Raw genomic sequence first — 23,576 nt, 5'->3', positions numbered from 1 at the left:
TTCCATGCATTTGCTCATCGTTGATGATGAACCGATTATTCGTTTGGGACTGGTCAAAATGGCAGAGGTCTATGCCCCTTCCTTTGAAGGGATCCGAACGGCAGAGAACGGCTTGGATGCATTGGAGAAAATTCAAGCATTGGAGCCGGACATTGTCCTGACCGATATTCGGATGCCCAAAATGGACGGATTAGCGCTTTGTCAGGCGATACATAGCGATTATCCTTATATTCAAACCGCTGTCATATCCGGCCATAACGATTTTGAGTACGCGCAAAAGGCGATGACCTATGGAGTTAAGCATTATTTATTGAAGCCGCTGATGAAAAATGACTTGCATAAGATGCTGGGGCAGCTGGTTCAGGAATCGGCGACAGGCTACTTCTCTGTCTCCCGGTATATTGAATGGATCGATGCGATGGAGCAGTGCATCTGGTCGCTTCAGATGGATGAATTGACCCGGCTCGCAGATTTGTGGAGACAGTACTGCCTATCGGCCAATTTCACATTGGCCAAGCTGAAGGAGCTGCTGGAGGACTGCACGGCGATGCTGATCAAACGGTTTCATGCAAGAGGCGTATTAAAGGAATACGTGAGCCCGGAGCTTCAAGGCTCCAGCACGAAGTCGCTGCTGGATTCTTTTGAAGAACGGCTTCGTCAGATGGCGTTCAGCCTGCTTGCAACCCGCAAAGGGAACTACAAAGATCCGATGGAGGAAGCCAAGGCTTACATCGACAGCCGGCTGTCCGAGGATATTACGCTCGATCAGGTTGCGGCGATGATCGGTCTGACTCCGACGTATTTCAGCGCTTTATTCAAACGAATGACCAACGAAACGTTCGTCCGTTACCGGATTAACCGGAGAATGGAGAAGGCCAAGGAGCTTCTGTCCGTTCCTCATATCCGGATCGTCGATGTGGCGGAGCTGGTAGGGTATGACGATTATCCGCATTTCACCAAAACATTCAAAAAAATGTACGGCATCTCGCCGTCCGAATTTCGCAGTCAAATGGGGATCAAATGAAGCGTGGAAGTGTGTACCGCAAGCTGTTTGTTTACTTTTTAGTCGTCATCGTCCTGTCCTTGTCGAGTGTCGGCATCTTCTCTTACACCACTTCGTCGCAGGAGCTGGATGTATTAGTGAAAAATCAAATGACGCAAATTGTGGCTAACGCCGTCCATCATACCGATCTATATCTGCAATCGTACGAGCGCTCGATGGTTTCTTTGTTGACGAACAGAGAGGTGAAGAGGTTCCTGGATTTGCCGCCCAAGCCGGAGTTTTACGAGTTCTTCGAATACCGCAAAACGATTAAGGAAGCAGGGGTCGATCCGGTATTTATCCGCAATCCGGAAATCGCCTCGATCTATATCATAAGCTTCAATGAGAATGCGGCCTATTATTTCTACGATGTGCCGGAACAATCGTTCAGCGCCCATGATATACGCGAGCAATTGAGCTATTACCGTGCCAATACCAATGAGGACGGCAGTCTCAGTATATTAAATCACAGTATATTGAACGACACACGGTCCCCCATGCTGACGCTCATCCGGCAAATTAAAGGCTTGTCTTCCCCGGCACCCAAAGGAATTCTTGCGATAGAAATGCGGGTATCGGATCTCGCCGCGATGTGGAAAGGAGTCGAGCTTGGGCCTAAAGGATACTTTTTTATCCTGGACGGTAAAGGGCAGATCGTCTACCATCCGCAGCGCGAAAAGGTAGGCTCCTTCGTCAACGACGACCTAAAGCGTAAGCTTAGCGCCAGCGAGCTGTCGCTTGTTGATAATACGGAGGATGGCATTCGGCGAATCTACATGTCGCAGAAATCCGACTATTCGGGCTGGAATCTCGTTGTTTCCATGCCCCTCGACGAGCTGCGCAAGCCCGTATCCAAAATACGTACGACAACGATCATCGTCGGCTTGTTTACGCTGTGCATTGCGCTGCTGTTGGCATACCGTTTCGGCAAATCCATTACGGAGCCGATCCAGGTGTTGAAGAACGGGATGCGGCAGACGGAGAAGGGCAACTGGGCTATTATTCCGCTGCCGGAGCGCTATGATGAAATGGTAGAGCTCATGATGCGCTACAATCTCATGGTCAACCGGCTGTCCGAAATGGTGGAAAAGGTGTATCAGGTCGAGCTGAAGCATCAGGAAATGCAGCTTGAACGGCAAAAGGCGGTGCTTCAATCGCTGCAGCTGCAGATCAATCCTCATTTTATGTACAACACGCTGGAAATGATCGTATGCTACGCTTTCATCAGGGATTCGGAGGAAATATCCGAAATCGTCAATTCCCTGGCTTATATGCTCCGCTATTCGGTTCAAACGAACCTGGAGGAAATCACGATAGCCAATGAGCTGAAGCATGTGATGTATTATCTCGTCATTATCCGTCATCGCATAGGACGCGAGTTTGAAGTCGATGTGGCTGTTCAGCCGGATTACCTGCTGCATAAAATGGTCCGGCTTACCCTGCAGCCGCTGGTCGAAAATGTATTCCAGCACGCATTCCCCGACGGAGTGGAGGATTATCATTATATCCGGATTGACGCAGGGGAGAACGACGGCATGTTCTGGGTCAGCGTCGAGGATAATGGTATCGGCATTAGCGAAGAGGAGCTGTCACGGCTGCGGGCCAAATTAAATGCGAACCGGTTGGCGGACGAAGAGGCCGGCAAGAAGGGCGGCATCGGGATTCTGAACGTGCACCGGCGTATTCAAATGGTATTCGGGGAGTCTTACGGCTTGCGAATTGAGAGTGCACCCGAGCAGGGAACGAAGCTGATTATGATGATGCCGTCTGTGATTGATAACAAATAGGAAGCTAACCTCATGAAAAGCTTGTGTTCCATGGGATTCGAGGGATACAGGTTAAATAATGAATATGCCGAGGTTAAATTAAGACTATCCATTAAGCCTTAATCTCCGGTTCCTGAGCGCTTTCGGTTAAATTCGGGAGATTGTCTGGCATTCTCTCTTAATAGATACTAGAATAGGAGTAATATATTAAAAGAGAATCATGGAGGGCGGCGAGAGGCCTTTCGCATGATCAGGAGGGACATCATGACTGTGTTTAATGTATTGGAATACGGAGCTGTCGGAGACGGCGTAACGATGAATACGGAGGCCATTCGACGCACGCTGGAGGCTTGCGAGGCTGCCGGTGGCGGGACGGTCTATTTTCCGGCGGGGACCTATTTAACCGGCGCCGTTCATCTGAAAAGCAATATGACAATCCATATCGATTCGGGGGCCAAGCTGTTGTTCTCAACGAACCCCGACGATTATCCCTTTGTGAAAACCCGTTGGTCCGGGTATGAATGCTACGGCTATTCTCCGCTCGTCTATGGGGCGGATCTGACGAATATATCGATCGTGGGAGGCGGCATCATCGACGGTCAAGGCGCCGCTTGGTGGCAGCAATACCGTGAATGCAAGGCGGGACGCCGTCCTTCTACCGAAAGAGAGCTACAGTTATTTGACCTGAACCGTCATCTTATGGATATCAAAAGCAACATTGTGGAATGGGAGACGCAATTTTTACGTCCGGCCCTCTTCCAGCTGTTCCGCTGCACGAATGTGCGTCTGGAGGGCATCACGCTGCAAAACTCACCGTTCTGGAATACCCATCTCGTGTACTGCGATAACGTAACCATTCATGGCGTTTTGATTCAAAACCCTTCGGACACGCCGAACGGCGACGGCCTGGATATCGATTCCTGCCGTTATGTCCGCATTTCCGACTGCCAGTTTGACGTAGGGGATGACTGCTTGTGCTTGAAATCGGGCATTGACGAGGATGGAAGACGAATCGGCATCCCGACGGAGAATGTGACGATAACGAACTGCACGATGCGGGCAGGCCACGGCGGAGTCGTACTGGGCAGCGAAACGGCGGGCGGCATTCGCCATGTGACGATTTCCAACTGCGTCTTCATTGGAACCGACCGGGGCATCCGCTTCAAATCAAACCGTGCGCGCGGAGGAACGATCGAGCATGTACAGGTGAATAACATCTTCATGAAAGGTGTGCTTTGCCCGATCGCAATCAATTCCTTTTACCGTTACGGCGTCGATCCTTCCAATCCTTCGATTTCCAGTCCTGAGCCTCAGCCGATTTCGGAATCGACACCGGTATTCCGTCACATCCGCCTGAGCCATATTACGGCAACGGAAGTATTAGGCGCTGCAGGGTTCCTGTACGGTCTGCCGGAAATGCCGATTGAGGATGTCGTGATGGATCATATCCATATTGAAATGACAACGGATCCGAATGAACAGGGCGGCGAGCCGGATATGGTGCGTGAGGAGCTCGTCATGGCGGGCAAAGGAATGTACTGCAAATATGTGCGCTCGCTTCAGATGCATCATGTGCGTATCGAAACAAGGGAAGGCGCTGCGCTGACCATCGATAACAGTGATGATATCGAGTTGATCGGCTTCGGAATGAAGAAACCGCATCCTGCCACGCCGGTTATGGAATTAAGGAATACGCAGGAGGTCTTCGTACAAGGCGGCTCGGCGGCACGAGGAACCGATGTTTACGCTAAAATCAGCGGGGCCGATACACGGGATATCATGTTTGCCGGCAACCGGCTGGACAAAGCGGTTCAGGATGTACTCGCGGATACTGCGGTGCAAGGGTCCATTGTGGTAAAATAAGGCTAAAAAAAAGCAGGTGACATGATGAAAGTATTGGTTCTTGGCGGAACAGGTGTAATCAGCCGTTCTGTGGTCGAACAAGCTCTGGCTCAGGGTCATGAGGTGACCGTCTTTAACCGGGGCAGCAAAAATCATTTGTTCGCAAATGACGTACGCGTCCTCATCGGCGATAAGTCCAACCGGGAGCAGTTCCGTGAACAGATGAAGGATCAGGAGTTCGATGCGGTCATCGATATGATTTCGTTCGACGCGGCGGATGCGGAATGTACGCTGGAAGCCTTCAAGGGAAGAGCGGGACAGTTTATCGTTTGCTCCAGCACAGCCGCTTATAAGAGACCGTTCCGCACCATTCCGACCGTGGAGGACGCGGAGGAGCTGTTCGATGATCCGGCCTTTCCTTACGCTTTCCATAAAGCCGAGATGGAGCGCTACTTGCGCAAGGTAATCGAACGTGGAGAAGCCGCGGTGACGATGATTCGTCCTTCCTTAACCTATGGTATAGGATGTGCCAATCTTGGCGTCCTAAGGCAAAATGTCAATATAGTGCACCGTATTCGTGCCGGCAAGCCTCTGGTGATGTTCGGTGACGGAACCGTTCCATGGAGCTTCAGCTTTGCTCCGGACGTGGCCAAAGCGTTCGTCGGAGCCGTAGGCAACAAGCAGATGATCGGCCAAACCTATCACGCAACGAGCGAGGAAGTGCATATCTGGCAGGATCTATATCTGGAAATGGGCAAGCTCCTGGGCATAGAGCCGCATATCGTTCATCTAAGCTCCGATCTCCTTGTGGAGGCGAATCCGTCTTTATTCAGTCACTTGTATTATGAGAAAAGCTACTCCGGCTTGTTCGACAACAGCAAGCTGAAACGAGATCTGCCCGGCTTTCGGGCGGAAATCTCTCTATCCGCAGGCCTGTCCATGCTGCTAGATTGGTATGAGCGGGAAGGGCATCAAGCCGATCAGGAGAAGGATCTTCTGGAAGACCGGCTAGCCGGGGCCCATGCGGATTTCTGCAAGCAGCTAAAGGATATGAAGCTCTAGCTTGAGATGACAAAGAAGCCGATGATGCGTTGGTGCTGCAGTGGTGCGCACCGAGTGTCCTCGGCTTCTTCAAAAATGACTATATTATGACAAATGCCGATTTTCATAGGAAGCCGGCATTTTTTTATATATAATGTCATTGATACTGAATAATGCTAGGACAGGAAGGTGTCTCCATGCTGAAAACTCCCATCGGGCGTTTGCGCGCCGTCGGCCTTTATGAGGGAATTTCATTTCTGGTGCTTCTCATCATTGCCATGCCTTTGAAATATTATGCAAACTTTCCGCAAGCCGTCAAAGTTGTCGGGATGCTTCACGGGGTTTTATTCGTTCTGTATTTGTTAGCTCTTGCTCATGTGACGTTTGCACATCGTTGGAACATTTTGAAAGTACTTGGAGCCATTATTGCATCGCTGCTTCCGTTCGGAACCTTCGTGATGGAGGCCCGATTGCGTAAAATCTACGGATAGGTGTAACGGAATAGAAGGACAGAAAAACTGGCCATTCGTGCCGGTTTTTTTTATTTCCAACAAAAAATCTTAGGTTTATGCAAATACATATGAGCATTCTACATGTTAATGCAAGATTTCTTTTTTTATAATAGAAAGGATGCACTTACTAGGATCAGCTAAGCTCTAATAGCTTTCAGTAAAGGAAGGAGTCTCACAATATGACCCGTTTAGTCCAAGACACGGATTCGCTCCGTTCAACGTTATGGTATCAGCAGCCGGCAAGCAAGTGGCAGGAGGCCCTCCCGATAGGCAATGGACGTTTGGGCGGAATGATATTCGGAACGGTAGCCCAGGAAAAAATTCAATTAAATGAAGATACCGTATGGTACGGCGGCCCTAAAAAGGCGAACAGCCAGGACGCGATTCACCATGTGGACGAGATTCGCCGTCTATTATTCGAAGGCAAGCAGCAGGAAGCGGAGCATTTAAGCCGGATGGCGCTTATGTCAGCTCCGAAGTATCTGCACCCGTACCATCCTTTGGGGGATCTGTTCTTCTATTTCCTGAATCACGATAAAAAGACGGAGGCGTACCATCGGGAGCTGGACCTGGAAACGGCGACCGCCAGCGTCCGTTATCAGATAGACGGCTATGAATATTCGAGGGAATATTTCAGCAGCGCAGCGGATCATGTCATGGCCATCAGGCTCAAGACGAATAAGCCGGGCGGGCTTACGTTCGGCGTTCACTTTATGCGCCGTCCATTCGATGGCGGCAGCAAATGCATCAGCTCCGATACGATCATGATGGTCGGCGAATGCGGCAGGGACGGCGTGCAATTCCGCGCCGGACTTAAGGCTATCGTAAGCGGCGGGTCCGTCCGCACCGTCGGAGATTTTCTGTCCGTGACCGAAGCGGACGAGGTGACGCTGCTGCTGGCGGCTAACACGACGTTCCGGTACGATGATCCGGAGAAGGCGTGTCTCGAGCAGCTGGAGCTTGCATCGGGTAAATCCTACGAGCAGCTGAAGCAGGCTCATATTGCCGACTATTCGGAGAAGTTCGGCCGTGTCCGTCTGGAGCTTGCGTCGTCCGACGCTGCTTCGAAGCTGAAGCTTCCTACCGATGTTCGTCTGAAGCAGGTGCAGGAGGGGCAGGACGATCTGGAGCTGGTCCGGCTATTCTTCGACTTCGGACGTTACTTGCTCTTGTCATGCTCGCGCCCGGGCAGTATTGCCGCGAACCTGCAGGGGATTTGGAACGACAGCTACACCCCGCCGTGGGAATCGAAATTTACGATTAACATTAACACCGAGATGAACTATTGGCCTGCTGAGCTGTGCAACCTGGCGGAATGTCATGAGCCGCTGTTCGATCTGATCGAAACGATGCTGCCGAACGGCCGTGTGACGGCACGTGAGGTCTATGGCTGCAGCGGGTTCGTCGCTCACCATAATACGAATATTTGGGGCGACACGCATGTCGAAGGGATTCTGGTATCCTCCTCGATATGGCCGATGGGTGCCGCATGGCTCTCCCTTCATCTATGGGAGCATTACCGCTTCGGCCTCGATCCAAGCTTCTTGGCCGACCGCGCGTATCCGATTATGAAGGAAGCCGCTCAATTTTTGCTGGACTATATGACGGAGGATTCGAAAGGACGCCTGGTAACAGGGCCATCCATGTCGCCGGAGAACAAGTTCATTTTGCCGGACGGAACGACAGGCAACTTGTGCATGGGGCCTGCCATGGACATGCAGATCGTGTATACGCTGTTTAAGGCCTGCACGGAAGCGGCCGGCATTCTTGGCTGTGACGACGAATTTTGCCGGAAGCTGAATTCGGCGCTCGAACGCATTCCAATGCCGACAATCGGCAAATACGGTCAGGTGATGGAGTGGCTCGAGGATTACGAAGAATTCGACCCGGGCCACCGCCACATCTCCCAGCTGTTTGCGCTCCATCCGGGCGAGATGATTCACGCCCGCCGTACGCCTGAGCTTGCGCTTGCAGCCAAGCGTACGCTGGAGCGGAGGCTCTCCCACGGGGGAGGCCATACCGGCTGGAGCCGTGCATGGATTATTAATTTCTGGGCAAGACTCGGGGAAGGCGATACGGCTTACGAGAACGTAAAGGCGCTGCTGGCCAAATCAACCTATCCGAACCTGTTCGACGCGCATCCGCCGTTTCAAATTGACGGGAATTTCGGCGGTACGGCCGGCATCGTAGAAATGCTGCTGCAATCCCACAGCGGGGAGCTCTCCTTGCTTCCGGCATTGCCGAAAGCTTGGCAGGAGGGCACGATTACGGGAATTTGCGCCAGAGGCGGCGTTGAAGTGGATCTGGAGTGGAAGCAGGGAGCTTTATCCAAAGCCGTGCTTCGTCCCAGCCGCAGCGGGATTATCGCCGTCTATTATGCCTCGCCGTTACAAGCTCATTGCGAAGGCAAGCCGGTCTCCGCATCCTACGAGGAAGAGCTTCTGAAGCTGCCGGTAGAAGCAGGTGCCTCCTACGTGCTTACACCTGGCGTATAATCTGTTACTTCCGACCTGCCGAGTCCCGATGGGGCTCGGCATTTTTTTGTCCCGTAGACATAAAGTCATGAACATAATCTGAACATTGGAAAGGAAAGGCAGGAGTTTTGGCGGATTGCGTCGAAATGGAGTGCATGCAGGATAAACAAAGGGAGGCATATGTATGCAATATTCTATTTTCCAATCGGTCAAAATTGTGGATATGAATGATGAGATTATGTCGGAGGTCCTGTTCCACCATGGGGAGCACGAGCTGGTTGCCTTGTCTGTGGGCTCTTCGGTCATTACGCATCAATTGGGGCTCCGCCAGTTCGAGGTCGTGTACGACAAGCGGGAAGGGAAGCAGCAAAAGGTTAGTATCGTCAATATCGAGACGGATTTAATGGTAAGCCCTGCGGTTACCCGTGTCTATTTGGAGCCGGTAACGCTTATTATCGGTCAACATGACGTTGGCCAGATTTTCTAATTTCAGCTCCTAGGGGCTGAGCAGCCACCGGTCTCATTGGCAACAGGATCGGAAATCGGATATGATGGTATGTGCAAGAGGATCGTGATGGAATTGCCATATCGGAGGTAGATAACATGAATACACGCTTTGTGGTGACCGGCAGCATTTGTGCGTTTTTGTCGGTGGCATTAGGAGCTTTCGGTGCCCATGCCCTCAAGACGAAAATCCCGGCGGACATGCTGGCGGTGTATGAAACCGGCGTACAGTATCAAATGATGCATTCGCTTGGGCTCATCGCCATAGGTCTCATCGCAGCCATGCTGCCGAATAACAAGCATCTGGCCAGAGCGGGATGGTCGATGCTGATCGGTATCGTGCTGTTCTCCGGCAGCCTGTATGTGCTCGCCGTTACGCAAATCAAGCCGCTGGGTGCGATCACCCCGTTCGGCGGTGTCGCCTTTCTGTTCGGCTGGCTGTCCTTGGTGCTGGCCGCGCTGCAATATAAGAAGCAATAGGGAAGCAGGAGAAGAACTCTGGCCGAATGAGGCCGGAGTTTTTTGCGCTCTCCCAAGGGAATTTCAGATACGGTTTGAAAATAGTTCCAAAGAACTAGATGAAAGAAAATGTATAAATAATTGAGATGTAAATAAGGCTTATTGACGATAAAATCGTCATAATATGGCGAAATGCGCACTTATTATCATTTTGAGGCAGGAAAATCGTACCTGTATGTAGAATTAAGCAGTGAATCTCATTGTCGAAAAATCCGCGCAAAGGAGGGGCAATGATGTGGAAAAGGACAGGCTTTTTAACGGTTATGAATAACAAAGGGCCGCTTCTGCTGGTTGGCTTGCAACTAGTGCTGTCGGCCAGTGCGGCATGGTGGGTCGATCGTCCTATGGAATGGGGATTGCTTGCTCTTGGTAACCTGTTAGTCGTCCTGGTGCTTTATCGCATTGCTCGGCTAAGGTTCGCACAGGCTTGCAGCGTGGAAACCGGCGAAACCATGAAGATTAATGAAAAAGTATTTGAATCGTTATTCGAGAATAATCCGAATGTAGTCTGCTTGATGGACAAGGAAGGAACCATCGTTAAAGTCAATGGGAACACGGAGCAACTTCTCGGTTATACGAAGCAGACGATGGAAGGAGGCCCCTTGTGGCCGTTTCTTTCAGAGGAAAGCTTGAGTAAGACAAGGAGTGCGCTAGATCAAGTTCGCCGCGGGGTGCCGCAGACGTTCCGGACGGGTATGCTTCATAAGGACGGTTACCGCCTCGATTTGGAAACGACCGCAGCACCGGTCAAGGAAGGCGATATGTTAAGCGGAATCATCGTGATCGGCCAAGACATTACGGTGACCAAGCGAACGGAAGAGCGTATTCGCCACATGGCTTATTATGATGATATGACAGGGCTGCCTAATCGAAGAATGTTCCATTCCCAGCTGAATGAGGCTATTGACTCGGCTATGCAGCACCGGCACTTGTTGGCTGTTTTATATGTTGATATAGACCGGTTCAAAATTGTTAATGACTGCTTCGGCCATGATTATGGTGACATGCTGCTGCTGCAATTGGCTGAGCGTTTTTCCCGATGCATTTCGGAGAATGATTACCTGGCAAGGACGGAAGGCGATGAATTTGCCTTTATGTTTACGGATCTGAGGCACCCGGATGAGGTCCATTCGATAGCCATGCGCATATTTGAGATGCTTGTGGAGCCGTTCCTGTTAGAGGAGCATCAGGTGCATGTGACGGCCAGTATCGGAGCCGCCGTGTTGTCCGATGAGGAGAAGGACGCTGACTCTCTTACCAAATGCGCGGATATTGCATTAACCCGGGCTAAGGATAAGGGGAAAAACAATATTCAAGTGTTCCATTCGGCTATGAAGGCCGTTTCCTTGCAAAGGCTGACTCTTGAAAGTGAATTAAGAAAAGCGCTAAACCAAAATGAATTCGAATTGAAATACCAGCCGCAGATGGATATCAAAACGGGAGCTATCGTAGGCTTCGAAGCGTTGATCCGGTGGAATCATCCGGAGAAGGGAGTTATCCCTCCTATGGACTTCATCCCTTTTACGGAGGAAAGCGGGATGATTATCCCGATAGGAGAGTGGGTGCTGCAGGAAGCGTGCAGGCAAAACAAGATGTGGCAAAAGCAGGGGCTCGCTCATATTCCCGTCTCCGTTAATCTTTCGACGCGCCAGTTTCTTCAGCATAACCTCCGCGATAAAGTGGCTGAGGTGCTCAACAATACGGGGCTTGATCCTTCGTACCTTGAGCTGGAAATTACCGAAAGCAGCACGATGGACGTGGACTATGCAACGGGCTTGCTGCTGGAGCTCAAGTCTCTCGGCGTCAAGATCAGTATTGATGATTTCGGGACCGGCTACAGCTCGCTATCCTATTTGAAACGGTTTCCGATCGATAAGCTGAAGATCGACCAGTCTTTCGTTCGGGACATTATGACAGATCCGAACGATGCCGCTATTGTGGCATCCATCATCTCGATGACCCGGCATATGAATCTCAAGGTTATTGCCGAGGGAGTCGAAACGGAGGAGCAGCTCGGCTTCCTTCATCATAACCATTGCAATGAAATTCAAGGGTACTGGTTCAGCCCTCCCTTGAGCGCGGATCAGGCAGAGGCTTTGCTGCTTGATCTGCATGAGCCTCAGTCTGCGGCTGCGTCGACCGCCAGCCGGATTAACGAATAAGCGAGCTTTTGGGTTTCCCCTAAAGCTCGCTTTTTGTTCACGTTAACATCACAATCAAAGATGGGGGAGGAGAATGGCTTAAAGCCGACTAAACCCCGGATTGAAACGCTTTCTCAATTGTCCATATTAGGTGATGGAGAAATCGTCAATTTCATTAATTTTAAACAAATAGACTTGTTTTTCATCGACATGATAGACCGAAACATTTTCAGTTGGCGGGTCGAAATTCAGGATACGACAGGGAATGTTGAGCTTGACTCCCTTTCCCTTAACGACACTAAGTCTAACCAGAGAATTGTTTTGCTTAAATTGCTGGAGTTGATCCCAGATCGCTTGATGCGGATCCGCCTTCGGAGGAACACTCTGTTCCTTGGGTTTGGCAGGCGATGGCTTCGGCTCCTTGGCGGGCTCAACCGGCTTTTCCTTGGGTTGACTGTTCGCTTCCCGCAGGGCTTGTTCAATAATCTTACCTAATTCAACCCCTTCTTTAATTTGGTAATCCTCGATGTCATCTCCATTTAGCAAGTGAAGCAGCCTCTCCAGAGCACGCCCATTAGTCTCGTCTTCGATGAGAATGTCTACATTAAAAAGGAATCTGCGTTTGCCGATTCGGTTTTGATCGGACTTCATGGATGCCCCTCCTTTAGACCTATAACAAACTAACTATACCATTTTTTGAGCATCGAAAGTAGACAAAATTTCAGTGAAAGCATATTTTGTTGAAATTTTGGATAATCGCTCCATTTGACTCACAAGCGGGCGGGCAGTCACATACAATAACCTACAGTGCTGAATGAGAAGGAGTTGCTGACGATGATGCGCATGGAACCCGTTTCACTAGACGGCTTCACCGCTCTGGCTATTGAGGTTAAGCTTCCCAAGACCACCTTGCTGGCGGTTACTACGGATAAGGGCTACATTATGTGCGGAGCCTTGGACGTCGGGCTGCTGAACGAGCGGCTGAAAGATCGGCGTATTATAGCCGGAAGGGCGACTGGAGTACGGACCATCGAGGAACTGCTTAACGCCCCTCTGGAATCTGTAACCTACGAAGCGGAGGAACTGGGAATCGTTCCGGGTATGATTGGCCGGGATGCGGTTCTGAGAATGAGATAACGCATATTCAGGTAATAACGCAGCTATAGAGCAGCCTGCAGAATTCGTTCTGCAGGTTTTTTAGTACTGTTTTACTTCCCTATTGAGCTATTCTGCCCGAAGGAAATCATTTTTCTATGTCGAATGATAGAGTAGGTTTCTATCCCTCAAAAAAAGAAGGTGTCCGCATGAGCGAATTTAGCGAAAGCTATCATTTGAAAACGGCTGATAGAGATGAAGTGATCAGGCTCCTCAACCAAACCGGAAAAAAAGGATATGTATTTGAAGAGACCAACGGCTGGGTTACGTTTGTGATTGACGGAGAGCCCTTTCAGGCGGATGAAGCGATTGTTTCCTATAACCCTGGCCTTTTGGTCCATTATATTTATGCGGAAGATCATGGCTGGGAATTGAAAATATTCAAAAAAGCAGAGCTTGTGTTTGATTACCAATGTGATTGGACGGATGAAATCGAAGTGAAGAGAAATCTTTACGACATTCGCGTCATCAAAGAATTGGTTATGGATCAAGAAACGTCTTTGGAGGATTTGGAATCCGTTTTTATTAATGAGCATGAAGATGCCATTTTCGGCGACATTCCTCCTGCGCATCAATTTGCTTCCTTGATTGGATTAGTTCATGTCGATTGGATCTCTTTTGACTCTATGGAATGGCGTCCTGATATCGAGGAGGATATCGTAGTCGTAAAGTAAAGCGATTTTTAGAAGCACAGGACGGCAGCCGACCCGATGGGGCGGCTTTTTTTGTTGACCATAGAGATACATCAATTCGGGGCTGCCCACCAACACGGGAGTATACCGGCAATAGTTCAAGCTCTATAACCTTCTCAATAGACTCGCCCTGCTTTGTTGGGGCCATATCGTTGTTGAAACAGCTAGTTTAAGAGGAGCGGGAACGATGTATAATAGGAGGGCAGTCTACATATCCAATAAGGAGCTAGCTTATGTTTCACTTACTGGTCGATATGCTCGAACGCGTCGGATTTCTTATTGCGACCGCTTTCGTCTTTTCGCGGAGCAAATGGATGAGAAGCTACATGAGCTATCAAGGCGATAAACGCAATCATTGGCGTTTTCTTGTTTTTTTCAGCTTATATTCCATTCTTGGCACCTATTCGGGAGTGGAGGTCTCCCAATATGCTTATCAGCCGGCTCCTTGGATAGAAAGTGTCGCTCCGTCGGCGGCTATAGCCAATTCTCGTACGGTTGGCGTTATGATCGCCGGGCTGCTTGGAGGCGTCAAAAGCGGCGTGATCGTCGGAGCCGTTGCCGGTCTGCACCGCTTTTCCTTGGGAGGCTTTGTGGCGGTAGCCTGCGGCTTGGCTCCTGTCCTGCAAGGCTTGCTAGGCGGCTTGTGCCGGAATGCCTTAAAAAGAAGATTCCGCAATATGTCTTCGGTGGCATTGGCGTTTATCGTCGGGCTGGTGGGAGAATTGCTTCAAATGGCGCTGATCCTGCTGCTTTCCAGGCCTTGGGACGAGGCTTTGGGGCTGGTTCTGCTTATCGGGATCCCGCAAACGATAGCCAACAGTACGGGAGTGGCGATGTTTTTCATGGTGCACAACACCATAGAAAGCGAAGAGGACCGGATCGGTAACGAGCATGCACGAAAGGCGCTGCATATCGCCGATATGACGATGCCGCTGTGGAAATTGGATACGGATAAGGCCATTCAGGCCATTACCGTTATTCTTCACGAGGAAACGCTGGCGGTGGGCGCTTTTTTCTACAAAAACGGAAAAGAGCAGGTGATGGAAGGCCGAAGAACGCCTTATTGGATCGACCTGCCTATCGAGTCGCAGAGGAACAAGCCTATCGGGTTCTTTCGCTTGTTTTATCCGAGACAGCAGGACGATAGCCCTTCCCGCCGCAGAATGCTGAAATCGTTGGCACAGCTGCTGTCTCAGCAATATACGTTCGTGGAGGCGGAACGCCATTCCCAGCTGCTGGCGGATGCTGAGATTCGATCCTTGCAGGCTCAAATGAGCCCTCATTTTCTGTTCAATGTATTGAACACGGTCAAGTCGTATATCCGCACCAGGCCGGACGATGCAAGGCAGCTGGTCATGCATCTGTCCAAATGGATGAGAAACAACATGAATAACAACAGCAAAACGCTGGTTCCGATTCGCGATGAGCTGGAGATGGTAACCGCTTATTTGACGTTGACCAAAGCGAGGCTGGGCGACCGGCTGCATTTTGTGACGGATATAGACGAGCAGGTACAGGATGAGTTGATTCCCCCATTTTCTATACAGCCGCTGGTTGAGAACGCTCTTGTACACGGACTCAAGCATTCAAGCAGGCCCGGTATCGTTAAGCTGTCCATCAAGAACGTGACGGAAGGAGACGAGCCCGGGATTCTCGTTACGGTAGAGGATAATGGAATCGGGATGCAGTCCGGTCCACAGCAGGGAGAGGAGCATGCAGGAATAGCGCTAAGCAATATTGAACAGCGGCTTCGATATCATTACGGGATGGAGCATGCGCTGGACATTGAAAGCAAGCCCAATGAAGGAACGAAAATCAGCTTCAAGGTGAGGAGACAAACATGGGATGGACAATAGTCATTGCCGATGATGAAGCGCCGGCCCGAGAGGAATTAGCCTACCTGATCGAACAAGTGGACGATGTGGATCGCGTGATTCAAGCGGCCGGGGGCATGGATGCGATCAAGAAGGTGAAGGAATTCTCGCCGGATGTGCTGTTTCTGGATATGGAAATGCCGGATTTGAACGGGCTTCAAGTGGCCCAGGTCATAGCGGAGCTGAATCCGCAGGTCAAGATCGTGTTCTCGACCGCTTACGATCAATATGCCGTCGAAGCGTTCCGGCTGCGCGCGTTTCATTATATTTTGAAGCCCTATGACGATAGGGATGTCTTTAGTGTATTCAAGGAGCTGCGCCGGGCGGAGCAGGGACCAAGGGTCAAAGCACCGGCAGAAACGGCTCGGCCCGCACAGCCGGCATGCGTCAAGCTTGCATTGGAGGTAGAGGGCGGAATCAAGTATGTTTCGCCGAAGGACATCGTATATATAAGCAAGGAAGGCAAGCATGTCCAGGTGCATACGACAGATCATGTTTATGATGCCGCTTATACGCTTCAGGATTTGGAGGAGAAGCTGCTCCCTTACGGCTTTTTCCGCTGTCACAAAAGCTATCTGATCCATATGGAAGCGATAGCGGAGTTGAAATCCTGGGTTAATGGAGCCTATAACGTCATGATGAATGACTCCCGGCAAAGCTTGGTTCCCGTCAGCCGCAACTATGTAAAGGACCTGCGTTTGAAGCTGGAAATTTAACATCTTGAGCATGATTTTGAACATGATGCGTCATAACGGTATTCACGGAAAATAAATCGAGCTATACTACATGCAAGCGTTATCATACGCATCATGTTCAAATTTTTTGTTCGATTATGGAGGGGTATCCTTATGGCTAAAGGCATAAAATCCATCGTGGTATGGGGGCTTATTTCTATACTGGGGGCTTTCGGCTTTGCCGCGCTGGCTTTGAACAGGGGAGAATCGATCAATGCCATTTGGCTCGTGGTGGCGGCGGTTGCTTTTTATGCGGTGGCCTATCGCTTCTACAGCAAATTTCTTGCTAATAAAGTGTTCGGATTGGACGATAACCGAAAAACGCCTGCCGAGATCAAAAATGACGGCAAGGATTATGTGCCGACGAATAAGTGGGTGCTGTTCGGCCATCATTTTGCGGCAATAGCCGGAGCGGGGCCGCTTGTCGGGCCGGTATTGGCAGCCCAGATGGGCTATTTGCCCGGAACGCTGTGGATTATTATCGGGGTTATTTTGGGCGGAGCCGTTCAGGATTTTGTCATCCTGTTTGCTTCCACACGGCGTAACGGGAAGTCGCTCGGCGAAATGATCAAGGACGAGCTCGGCTCTGTAACCGGTATCATCGCTATGATAGGGATTCTTGGCATCATGGTCATTCTGCTGGCCGTTCTTGCGCTCGTCGTTGTTAAAGCATTGATCGGAAGTCCGTGGGGCATGTTTACTATTGCAGCGACGATTCCGATTGCCATACTCATGGGATTGTACATGCGCTTTATTCGTCCGGGACGCGTATTGGAGGCCTCCATCATGGGAGTAATTCTCCTCCTGGCGTCGCTTATTGCAGGGAAATACGTAGCTGAGAGCCCGGCGTTATCCGCCATGTTCAGCTTTAGCGGCGAGACAATCGCCCTGATGATGATTGCTTACGGCTTTATCGCGTCCGCCATTCCGGTATGGCTGCTTCTAGCGCCGCGCGACTACTTGAGCACGTTCTTGAAGATCGGCACGATTGCGGGTCTTGCGCTTGGTATTCTTGTCGTTATGCCCGATCTTGCGATGCCGGCGACGACGAAATTTTTGGATGGAACCGGGCCTGTATTCGCCGGCAACCTGTTCCCGTTTCTGTTTATTACGATTGCTTGCGGCGCCGTCTCCGGTTTCCATGCGCTGGTTTCCTCCGGAACGACACCGAAGATGCTGGAGCGCGAATCCCATGCCCGTCCGATCGGTTATGGCGCCATGCTGATGGAATCCTTCGTAGCGATTATGGCGTTGATTGCCGCTTGTGTCATTACGCCAGGCACCTATTTTGCCATTAACAGCCCGGCTGCAGCTATCGGAACCGATGCGGTGAAGGCAGCGGCAACAATCAGCTCCTGGGGCTTCACGATTACACCTGACGATTTGACCACCATGGCCAAGGATGTCGGCGAAAGCACCATTATTTCCCGTACAGGCGGCGCTCCTACGTTCGCTATCGGGATGGCCCACATCCTATCCAATGTCATTGGCGGTAAAGCCTTAATGGCCTTTTGGTATCACTTTGCCATTCTGTTCGAAGCGTTGTTCATCCTGACGACGATTGATGCGGGAACCCGGGTCGGACGCTTCATGATCCAGGAAATTCTCGGCAGCGTCGTTAAACCTCTCGGCAATACAGAGTCGATGGCCGGCAATGTCGTGGCGACTGCCATCTGTGTCGCAGGCTGGGGGTACTTCCTGTATCAAGGAGTTATCGATCCGCTCGGAGGCATCAACTCCTTATGGGCATTGTTCGGAATCGCCAACCAAATGCTCGCCGGTATGGCGCTTCTGCTCGGCACGACGATCTTGTTCAAAATGGGGAAAAAGAAATATGCATGGGTTACGTTGCTGCCGACGGCCTGGCTGCTAATCGTTACTTTAAGTGCAGGCTGGCAGAAGCTGTTTCATAAGGCGACCAATATCGGCTTCCTGTCGCATGCCCGGCTTTACAAGGATGCATTGAACAGCGGCAAGCTGCTGGCGCCGGCCAAAAACCCGGCGCAAATGCAGCAGATCATTACAAGCGACTATTTGGATGCCATTCTGTGCGGCTTGTTCATGCTTATCGTTATCGCTGTCCTGATCTCCTCCATCCGGGTGTGGTTCCGGGTGCTGAACCATAAGCCGGCTCCGTTGGTGGAAGCGCCGTATGTGGAGCGGGGCGGTCAATCCGGCGGGGAGGTGCCTAAATATGTTTGAGGCAGTGAAGGAAGTGCTGAAATACCGGAATCAGTTTCTCGATCTGCTGGTAGGGATGCCTAATTATGAGCGATATGTTGAGCATATGCAGGAATGCCATCCGGACGAACCGGTACAAACGAGGGAGCAATTTTTCCGTGAAGCGCAGGAAGCGCGCTACAATGCCAAAGGCGGCAAAGTATCCCGCTGCTGCTAGGAATACTTTTTGAACTAATAACAATACCCGCAGCCTTCTGAGAAGGCATGCGGGTATTGCTGCAGTGCAGGGGATTACACCGTTTTTTTCCTCACCAACGTATAATTGGTGTAAGGGATAGAGGCGTCCACATGCTGCTCATAGGTGACAATGAAATCATCGGGATCAAACGGCGGGAAATATATATTACCGGGGACCTCTTCATCAAGAACGGTCAGATAGATGGTATCGGCCAGCGGCATCGCTTCGGCGTAGATTTGCCCGCCGCCGACGACGAACACCTCATCCTGATCCCGAACAAGACCGAGGGCATCCTGCAGGGAAGAGACCGTAGTGCAGCGGTCCAGCTCGATATGCTTTGATTTGGAAATGACAATGGTATTTCGTCCCGGCAAAGGCTTGCCAATGGATTCGTACGTTAACCGCCCCATAATCATCGTTTTCCCCATAGTCAGCTCTTTAAACCGTTTTTGCTCGCCGGGAATATGCCAAGGGATATCCGCGTCACGACCGATCACGCGGTTTTTGGCCATGGCTGCAATTAATGAAACTATCATAAGACCACCTCAGATTTTTACAGGAATATCATAAATAATAACATACAAATCCAATGGTGCATGCGGTAAAATGAGAGCGGTATACGAGTATGGGGGCATCGATTAAGAGGAGGGAATTCATTTCATGTTGATTGAAAGCGTTATCAAAACAAGCGGTTCAAGCATCCGCTTATCGGATGGCACGGTGGCGGCAGAGACGGATGTGCGAATAGAACAGGAATGGCATGGAGACAGGCTGAAGGCCAGGGTGGTCAACACCTCGAATCAACCGCTTCGAATCCAGGAGGCGGTTCTGTTCGCCGGCGAGCTGGCATTGAAGCCGGAGACACCTTTTTATGGAGAGGGCTTTATGATGCTGTGCCAATACGAAGGGACGCTGGCATCTCCCCAATTATTAGGAGCCTACGGGACGGATTGGGACTTTTTCCGGCTGCCAAGAACGCGGTTTAACGAGCATTTGTGGACGGTGTACAATCTGATACAGTTGTCGCCGGAGCATCAGGACCCTATCCTGCTGGCGTTTACTTCATGCAACCGTTTTGTAGGGGAGTTTCGCTTTAAGGACAATTATATGGAAATTGTGATGGATACCGAAGGGCTAGCCTTGGAGCCAATGCAATCCTGGGAGCTGGAGTCGTTTATCGCTATTAGCAGCCCGGACCTTCATACGCTGTATGAACGGCTCGCCGGAGACATTCAAAGCAATCATCCGCGGAAAACATATCCCGAAATCCCGAGCGGCTGGTGCTCTTATTACTGCTTACGGCCGATGAATGCTCTGGGCTTGTACGAGAATGCCCGCGGCATTGCCGAGCGGATCCCCGAGCTGAAGCGGATTCAAATCGATGGGGGATACGAGGCGCATAACGGGGACTGGCTCATTCCGAGGGCTTCCCTAGGCGCGGATATGAAAACGATCTGCGAAGGGATAAGAGCGGAAGGGGTGGAAGCGGCAGGCTACATTTCTCCATTTATCGTGAGCACGGAATCGAACCTGTTCAAGGAACATCCGGATTGGCTCGTACGTGACGAGGAAGGCAATCCGTTTAACGAAATCGGGCGCAAGCGCGAATGGTATATGCTGGACGGAACCCACCCTGAAGTGCAGAACTATTTGCGGCATATTTCCAGGGTCATGCATGACGAGTGGGGAATACGTTACTTCAAGCTGGATTTCCTGGCCTACGGCTGCCTGCCGGGAGGAGTCCGTTACGATCCGAAGGCGACAAGGGTGGAAGCGTTCCGCCAGGGGATGAAGGCCATCGTTGATGAGGTGGGGCATGATAGCTTCATCTTGGGCTGCAATGCGCCGTTCTGGCCGATTCTCGGACTGATTCACGGCAATCGGGTGACAAATGATATTTTCAGAGACTGGAAGCATGTTTCGAACAACGCCCGGGAGCTGTTTTACCGCAATTGGCAGCATGATACGCTATGGTATAACGATCCTGACGTCATCGTTCTGGAGAGCCTGGATTTGACCGGTCGAAAAAATGGGGAGGTCGTCATCAAGAAATCGACGCTGACCGAGCAGGAGTTTGAGTTTCATAAGGCATTTATCGCGGCTTCCGGCGGCATGATTCTAAGCGGTGATTTGCTGTACCAGCTCTCAGAGTCCAATATCCGGGTATTGAAGAAGCTTATCGCCGATACCGGCCAAGCGGCTCGCTTCGATGACACGACCTTTACCGTGGGCAGAATTCAGCAGGAGGATCGCCTGACGCTGTGTCTTTTCAACTGGGAGGATGAAGGCAAGGAGATGCGTGCTGCGCTTGAAGGCACCTACCGGGTAAGCGATTATTGGACGGATGAGGAGCTTGGCGAGTTCAGCGGGGAGCTTCGCATTCGTATGGAGCCTCATGGAGGCAGAGTGCTTGTGTGCAAGCCCGCTTAACGAAATAGAAAGGGCCTTCCGGCTATGCGGAGGGCCCCTTCTTCCGAGTAACGGTTTTATTTTTTCATATCGGCGATGGTTTTGGCGACACTCTCCTCTATCTCGCGGAATGCGGTGTTGATATCCTTCTTGCCCTGGGCCAGCGGAATGAGCGGAGCGCGGAATCCTTTTTCGGCTTCGGCGTCATATAACGTTTTGGGAGATATCGGGGCGAATTGGTTGAAGAATACCGATTTCAGGTTCTTATCTTTAGCATATCCCGCTTGGCCGAACACGCTCTGGACGTTTTTATCGGTCAAGACGGTCATAATGCCCTTCTTGGACAGCTCGGTCTGGAATTCCACCGATATCAAATACTTGATGACCTCCATGGCCTGCTCCTTATACTTGCTTGTGTTCGTAATGCTGAAATACGTAGGATAAGATTGCGATCCTACCCCGGGCAGCTCTTTAAAGGTCGGGTAGGAGACCATGTCCCAATTCAGATTGGACAAATCCTTTTGCACGAACAAGTAGGACTGGTAGCCATACATGGCAACCGTTTGATCCTTCCAGAACATCGTATCCGCCTCAGGCAGCAGGTTTCTGCTTTCGATGCTCGCCTGGAACCCTTCCAGCTGTGCAGGCCTTAATATGGCCGATTCATAGATCGTTTTCCAGCGGGGATCGGTAATGGTGGCCTTTTCGGTCTTAGGGTCTACATAGGGAATGGAGAAGGAGTTAAGCCGGAAATAATGAATGTTGGACATGCCGAAGCCAAGGTAGGCTTTGCCGTTATCGGTACGTGTAAGCTTCTTGTTCAGCTCGACCACGTCGTCCCATGTCATGCCGTCTTTAGGATACGGAACTCCAAAGCGATCGAAGATATCCTTGTTATAAAAGAGCGCCATATTATTATTGGATACGGGAAGGCCGTACATCCCGCCATTCGAAATCGCCTTCATAGCCTCTATGGTCGTCGGCTCAAAGCGGCTTAAGTCCACATTGTTTTTTTGGATAAGCGGGGTCATATCATACTCCAGCTTGTACTTTATCAATCCGCTGACGAACTGTCCGACCGATTCCCAGTAAATATCAATCGGCGCATTGGCGGCCATCAGCTCATCCAACGTTTGACCCTTTGTCTTTTGCAGGTACGTAATTTTATATTGAGGAAATTTTTTGCGGATCGCGTTGCCGAACCGGTCGTCGAAGCTTTCTACCGTGTCCCCGCTATTGGAGTAAAATACAAGCTCCGCAGGCTGGCTCAAATCGACGGCTGGTTCCGCCGGCTTGTCTGCCGGTTGATTATTGGAGCATCCCGCAAGCCAGCTGGTAAGGACCAGGCAGCCTGCCATCATAATGTTAGCTTTTGCGCGCATAATTTCACCTCTACATGAGTATTTGAAAGGGTTTTCATTAGTGTAATGCAATCGGTAATAGTTTTCTTGCCAGTAAATTGCTCAAAACCGGCATTCTTCACTTATATTGCGAAAAACGGCCTTTGTGGAAAGGGGTATCCAGAAATGCAAGAGTACACCTTGTTCCAGTACAACAATGCGCGCCGAACATTTCATTTCAGCCACCTGCTGCGCAAACATCCGTATGATCAGAAAAAAAGCCATGTTCATGAAAAGCACTATGAGATTTACTTTCTACTCTCCGGCGAGCGCAATTATTTCATTCAGGACCGTGTGCTGGCAGCGCAAAAAGGAGATTTGGTCATCATCAACAAAAATGAGCTGCATCATACCGCAGATCGGGGCAATCCCGGCCACGAAAGGCTTCTTATCAACTTTACGGAAGACTTTATCAATCATCCCATGGAAGATGAGCCTGCCGTCCTGCCTTTTCCTTGCGGTTCCGGGGTGATGAAGCTGAGCCGGGACGAGCAGGACGCCGTAAAAAGCCTGATGTTCAAAATGAAGCATGAATTAAAGAACGGCTCGACCGGCTATTCGATGTTCGTTAGGGCGCTGCTCAGCGAGCTGCTGCTTATGATATGCCGTTGGGGAGACCACCATGAGCGCGAATCCGACCCGTCCAATCCGCTTCATGGCAAGATTACGCAAGCGGCCCGTTATATGAGGAAGCATTATATGGAGGACATTACGATTGCCAAGCTCTCCGAGCAGTTTTACATAAGCCCTTATTATCTTTGCCGCATGTTCAAAAGGCTGACCGGGGTCGGCGTCGTGGAATATATCCAGATGGCCCGGGTCAAGGAAGCGCAGCGGCTTCTGGCAGAGACGGACGAGAAAATTATTGCCATTGCGGAGACCGTAGGCTACAAGCAGGTAGGACATTTCAACCGGGTGTTTAAAAAATGTGCGCATATGACCCCGCTGCAGTACCGCAAACAAATTCGATCTCATCATTAGGCCTATGAAAGGAATAGAATCTGCAGGTCCAGGACAACCTATGCAACAAAATTGGAAATAAGGAGTAATTG

At 50.7% G+C, this 23,576-nt stretch carries 20 protein-coding genes; 17 read left to right on the top strand and 3 right to left on the bottom strand.

Going from position 1 to position 23,576, the window contains the following annotated elements; all coding sequences use genetic code 11:
- The first annotated feature begins 4 nt into the window (after positions 1–4).
- The 9 genes from GGC63_RS04195 (at position 5) to GGC63_RS04155 (ending at position 11,862) form a co-directional block, all read left to right on the top strand.
- Positions 5–1,024, top strand: a complete 1,020-nt coding sequence (locus GGC63_RS04195; protein WP_192701200.1) for a response regulator — start codon at positions 5–7, stop codon at positions 1,022–1,024.
- Complete coding sequence (locus GGC63_RS04190) at positions 1,021–2,829, top strand: sensor histidine kinase (RefSeq protein ID WP_192701199.1); 1,809 nt, start codon at positions 1,021–1,023, stop codon at positions 2,827–2,829. Before GGC63_RS04195 ends, GGC63_RS04190 begins: the two co-directional genes overlap by 4 nt.
- Positions 2,830–3,072: 243 nt before the next feature.
- Positions 3,073–4,671, top strand: a complete 1,599-nt coding sequence (locus tag GGC63_RS04185) for a glycoside hydrolase family 28 protein (RefSeq protein ID WP_192701198.1) — start codon at positions 3,073–3,075, stop codon at positions 4,669–4,671.
- A gap of 21 nt (positions 4,672–4,692) precedes the next feature.
- Positions 4,693–5,712 (top strand): NAD-dependent epimerase/dehydratase family protein, encoded by a 1,020-nt coding sequence (locus tag GGC63_RS04180; protein ID WP_192701197.1) that lies wholly within the window; start codon positions 4,693–4,695, stop codon positions 5,710–5,712.
- 176 nt (positions 5,713–5,888) lie between these two features.
- Complete coding sequence (locus GGC63_RS04175; RefSeq protein ID WP_079908311.1) at positions 5,889–6,182, top strand: DUF3817 domain-containing protein; 294 nt, start codon at positions 5,889–5,891, stop codon at positions 6,180–6,182.
- 200 nt (positions 6,183–6,382) lie between these two features.
- Positions 6,383–8,698: a glycosyl hydrolase family 95 catalytic domain-containing protein gene (locus GGC63_RS04170; RefSeq protein WP_192701196.1), complete on the top strand. Its 2,316-nt coding sequence runs from the start codon at positions 6,383–6,385 to the stop codon at positions 8,696–8,698.
- Between the two features lie 163 nt (positions 8,699–8,861).
- Complete coding sequence (locus GGC63_RS04165) at positions 8,862–9,164, top strand: hypothetical protein (RefSeq protein ID WP_079908313.1); 303 nt, start codon at positions 8,862–8,864, stop codon at positions 9,162–9,164.
- Between the two features lie 116 nt (positions 9,165–9,280).
- The gene (locus GGC63_RS04160) at positions 9,281–9,661 is read left to right on the top strand and encodes a DUF423 domain-containing protein (protein ID WP_192701195.1); all 381 of its coding nucleotides are present in this window, start codon (positions 9,281–9,283) and stop codon (positions 9,659–9,661) included.
- A gap of 269 nt (positions 9,662–9,930) precedes the next feature.
- Positions 9,931–11,862: an EAL domain-containing protein gene (locus GGC63_RS04155; RefSeq protein ID WP_192701194.1), complete on the top strand. Its 1,932-nt coding sequence runs from the start codon at positions 9,931–9,933 to the stop codon at positions 11,860–11,862.
- 126 nt (positions 11,863–11,988) lie between these two features.
- Here the strand turns inward: GGC63_RS04155 and GGC63_RS04150 are convergent, their stop codons facing one another.
- A complete protein-coding gene (locus tag GGC63_RS04150) occupies positions 11,989–12,492 on the bottom strand; it encodes a hypothetical protein (protein ID WP_192701193.1) in 504 nt (167 codons plus the stop codon).
- 183 nt (positions 12,493–12,675) lie between these two features.
- Between GGC63_RS04150 and GGC63_RS04145 the strand changes: the two genes are divergently transcribed.
- The 6 genes from GGC63_RS04145 to GGC63_RS04120 all read left to right on the top strand — a co-directional run bounded on the left by GGC63_RS04145 (position 12,676) and on the right by GGC63_RS04120 (position 18,694).
- Entirely contained in the window at positions 12,676–12,978 is a 303-nt protein-coding gene (locus GGC63_RS04145) for a YunC family protein (protein ID WP_079908317.1), read from the top strand.
- A gap of 167 nt (positions 12,979–13,145) precedes the next feature.
- Entirely contained in the window at positions 13,146–13,670 is a 525-nt protein-coding gene (locus GGC63_RS04140; RefSeq protein WP_192701192.1) for a hypothetical protein, read from the top strand.
- Between the two features lie 251 nt (positions 13,671–13,921).
- Entirely contained in the window at positions 13,922–15,544 is a 1,623-nt protein-coding gene (locus GGC63_RS04135) for a LytS/YhcK type 5TM receptor domain-containing protein (protein WP_192701191.1), read from the top strand.
- Positions 15,529–16,278, top strand: coding sequence for a LytR/AlgR family response regulator transcription factor (locus tag GGC63_RS04130; protein WP_192701190.1), 750 nt, complete (start codon positions 15,529–15,531; stop codon positions 16,276–16,278). The genes GGC63_RS04135 and GGC63_RS04130 overlap by 16 nt, the downstream gene beginning before the upstream one ends.
- A 132-nt stretch (positions 16,279–16,410) precedes the next feature.
- Complete coding sequence (locus GGC63_RS04125) at positions 16,411–18,498, top strand: carbon starvation CstA family protein (protein WP_192701189.1); 2,088 nt, start codon at positions 16,411–16,413, stop codon at positions 18,496–18,498.
- Positions 18,491–18,694, top strand: coding sequence for a YbdD/YjiX family protein (locus tag GGC63_RS04120; protein WP_079908322.1), 204 nt, complete (start codon positions 18,491–18,493; stop codon positions 18,692–18,694). The genes GGC63_RS04125 and GGC63_RS04120 overlap by 8 nt, the downstream gene beginning before the upstream one ends.
- Before the next feature lie 74 nt (positions 18,695–18,768).
- Here GGC63_RS04120 and GGC63_RS04115 read toward each other — a convergent pair whose 3' ends face one another.
- Positions 18,769–19,251, bottom strand: coding sequence for a dihydrofolate reductase (locus GGC63_RS04115; RefSeq protein ID WP_225947892.1), 483 nt, complete (start codon positions 19,249–19,251; stop codon positions 18,769–18,771).
- Positions 19,252–19,375: 124 nt separating this feature from the next.
- Here GGC63_RS04115 and GGC63_RS04110 point away from each other — a divergent pair, with 124 nt between their 5' ends.
- Positions 19,376–21,145, top strand: a complete 1,770-nt coding sequence (locus tag GGC63_RS04110; RefSeq protein ID WP_192701188.1) for a glycoside hydrolase family 36 protein — start codon at positions 19,376–19,378, stop codon at positions 21,143–21,145.
- 56 nt (positions 21,146–21,201) lie between these two features.
- On the opposite strand, the gene GGC63_RS04105 is transcribed toward GGC63_RS04110, so the two are convergent.
- Positions 21,202–22,506 carry an ABC transporter substrate-binding protein gene (locus tag GGC63_RS04105; protein ID WP_192701187.1) on the bottom strand — a complete coding sequence of 435 codons (1,305 nt, stop codon included), beginning with the start codon at positions 22,504–22,506 and terminating at the stop codon, positions 21,202–21,204.
- A gap of 144 nt (positions 22,507–22,650) precedes the next feature.
- Here GGC63_RS04105 and GGC63_RS04100 point away from each other — a divergent pair, with 144 nt between their 5' ends.
- A complete protein-coding gene (locus GGC63_RS04100) occupies positions 22,651–23,505 on the top strand; it encodes a helix-turn-helix domain-containing protein (protein ID WP_192701186.1) in 855 nt (284 codons plus the stop codon).
- The last annotated feature ends 71 nt before the right edge of the window (positions 23,506–23,576 follow it).

The organism is Paenibacillus sp. OAS669 (assembly GCF_014873645.1).
GTDB classification, from domain to species: Bacteria; Bacillota; Bacilli; order Paenibacillales; family NBRC-103111; genus Paenibacillus_S; species Paenibacillus_S vulneris.
This window is presented reverse-complemented; position numbering and strand designations above follow the sequence as displayed.

Bases quoted from the DNA above. Each gene is read 5' to 3' on its own strand.
- GGC63_RS04195 (WP_192701200.1), top strand. From the start codon at position 5: ATGCATTTGCTCATCGTTGATGATGAACCGATTATTCGTTTGGGACTG.
- GGC63_RS04190 (WP_192701199.1), top strand. From the start codon at position 1,021: ATGAAGCGTGGAAGTGTGTACCGCAAGCTGTTTGTTTACTTTTTAGTC.
- GGC63_RS04185 (WP_192701198.1), top strand. From the start codon at position 3,073: ATGACTGTGTTTAATGTATTGGAATACGGAGCTGTCGGAGACGGCGTA.
- GGC63_RS04180 (WP_192701197.1), top strand. From the start codon at position 4,693: ATGATGAAAGTATTGGTTCTTGGCGGAACAGGTGTAATCAGCCGTTCT.
- GGC63_RS04175 (WP_079908311.1), top strand. From the start codon at position 5,889: ATGCTGAAAACTCCCATCGGGCGTTTGCGCGCCGTCGGCCTTTATGAG.
- GGC63_RS04170 (WP_192701196.1), top strand. From the start codon at position 6,383: ATGACCCGTTTAGTCCAAGACACGGATTCGCTCCGTTCAACGTTATGG.
- GGC63_RS04165 (WP_079908313.1), top strand. From the start codon at position 8,862: ATGCAATATTCTATTTTCCAATCGGTCAAAATTGTGGATATGAATGAT.
- GGC63_RS04160 (WP_192701195.1), top strand. From the start codon at position 9,281: ATGAATACACGCTTTGTGGTGACCGGCAGCATTTGTGCGTTTTTGTCG.
- GGC63_RS04155 (WP_192701194.1), top strand. From the start codon at position 9,931: ATGATGTGGAAAAGGACAGGCTTTTTAACGGTTATGAATAACAAAGGG.
- GGC63_RS04150 (WP_192701193.1), bottom strand. From the start codon at position 12,492: ATGAAGTCCGATCAAAACCGAATCGGCAAACGCAGATTCCTTTTTAAT.
- GGC63_RS04145 (WP_079908317.1), top strand. From the start codon at position 12,676: ATGATGCGCATGGAACCCGTTTCACTAGACGGCTTCACCGCTCTGGCT.
- GGC63_RS04140 (WP_192701192.1), top strand. From the start codon at position 13,146: ATGAGCGAATTTAGCGAAAGCTATCATTTGAAAACGGCTGATAGAGAT.
- GGC63_RS04135 (WP_192701191.1), top strand. From the start codon at position 13,922: ATGTTTCACTTACTGGTCGATATGCTCGAACGCGTCGGATTTCTTATT.
- GGC63_RS04130 (WP_192701190.1), top strand. From the start codon at position 15,529: ATGGGATGGACAATAGTCATTGCCGATGATGAAGCGCCGGCCCGAGAG.
- GGC63_RS04125 (WP_192701189.1), top strand. From the start codon at position 16,411: ATGGCTAAAGGCATAAAATCCATCGTGGTATGGGGGCTTATTTCTATA.
- GGC63_RS04120 (WP_079908322.1), top strand. From the start codon at position 18,491: ATGTTTGAGGCAGTGAAGGAAGTGCTGAAATACCGGAATCAGTTTCTC.
- GGC63_RS04115 (WP_225947892.1), bottom strand. From the start codon at position 19,251: ATGATAGTTTCATTAATTGCAGCCATGGCCAAAAACCGCGTGATCGGT.
- GGC63_RS04110 (WP_192701188.1), top strand. From the start codon at position 19,376: ATGTTGATTGAAAGCGTTATCAAAACAAGCGGTTCAAGCATCCGCTTA.
- GGC63_RS04105 (WP_192701187.1), bottom strand. From the start codon at position 22,506: ATGCGCGCAAAAGCTAACATTATGATGGCAGGCTGCCTGGTCCTTACC.
- GGC63_RS04100 (WP_192701186.1), top strand. From the start codon at position 22,651: ATGCAAGAGTACACCTTGTTCCAGTACAACAATGCGCGCCGAACATTT.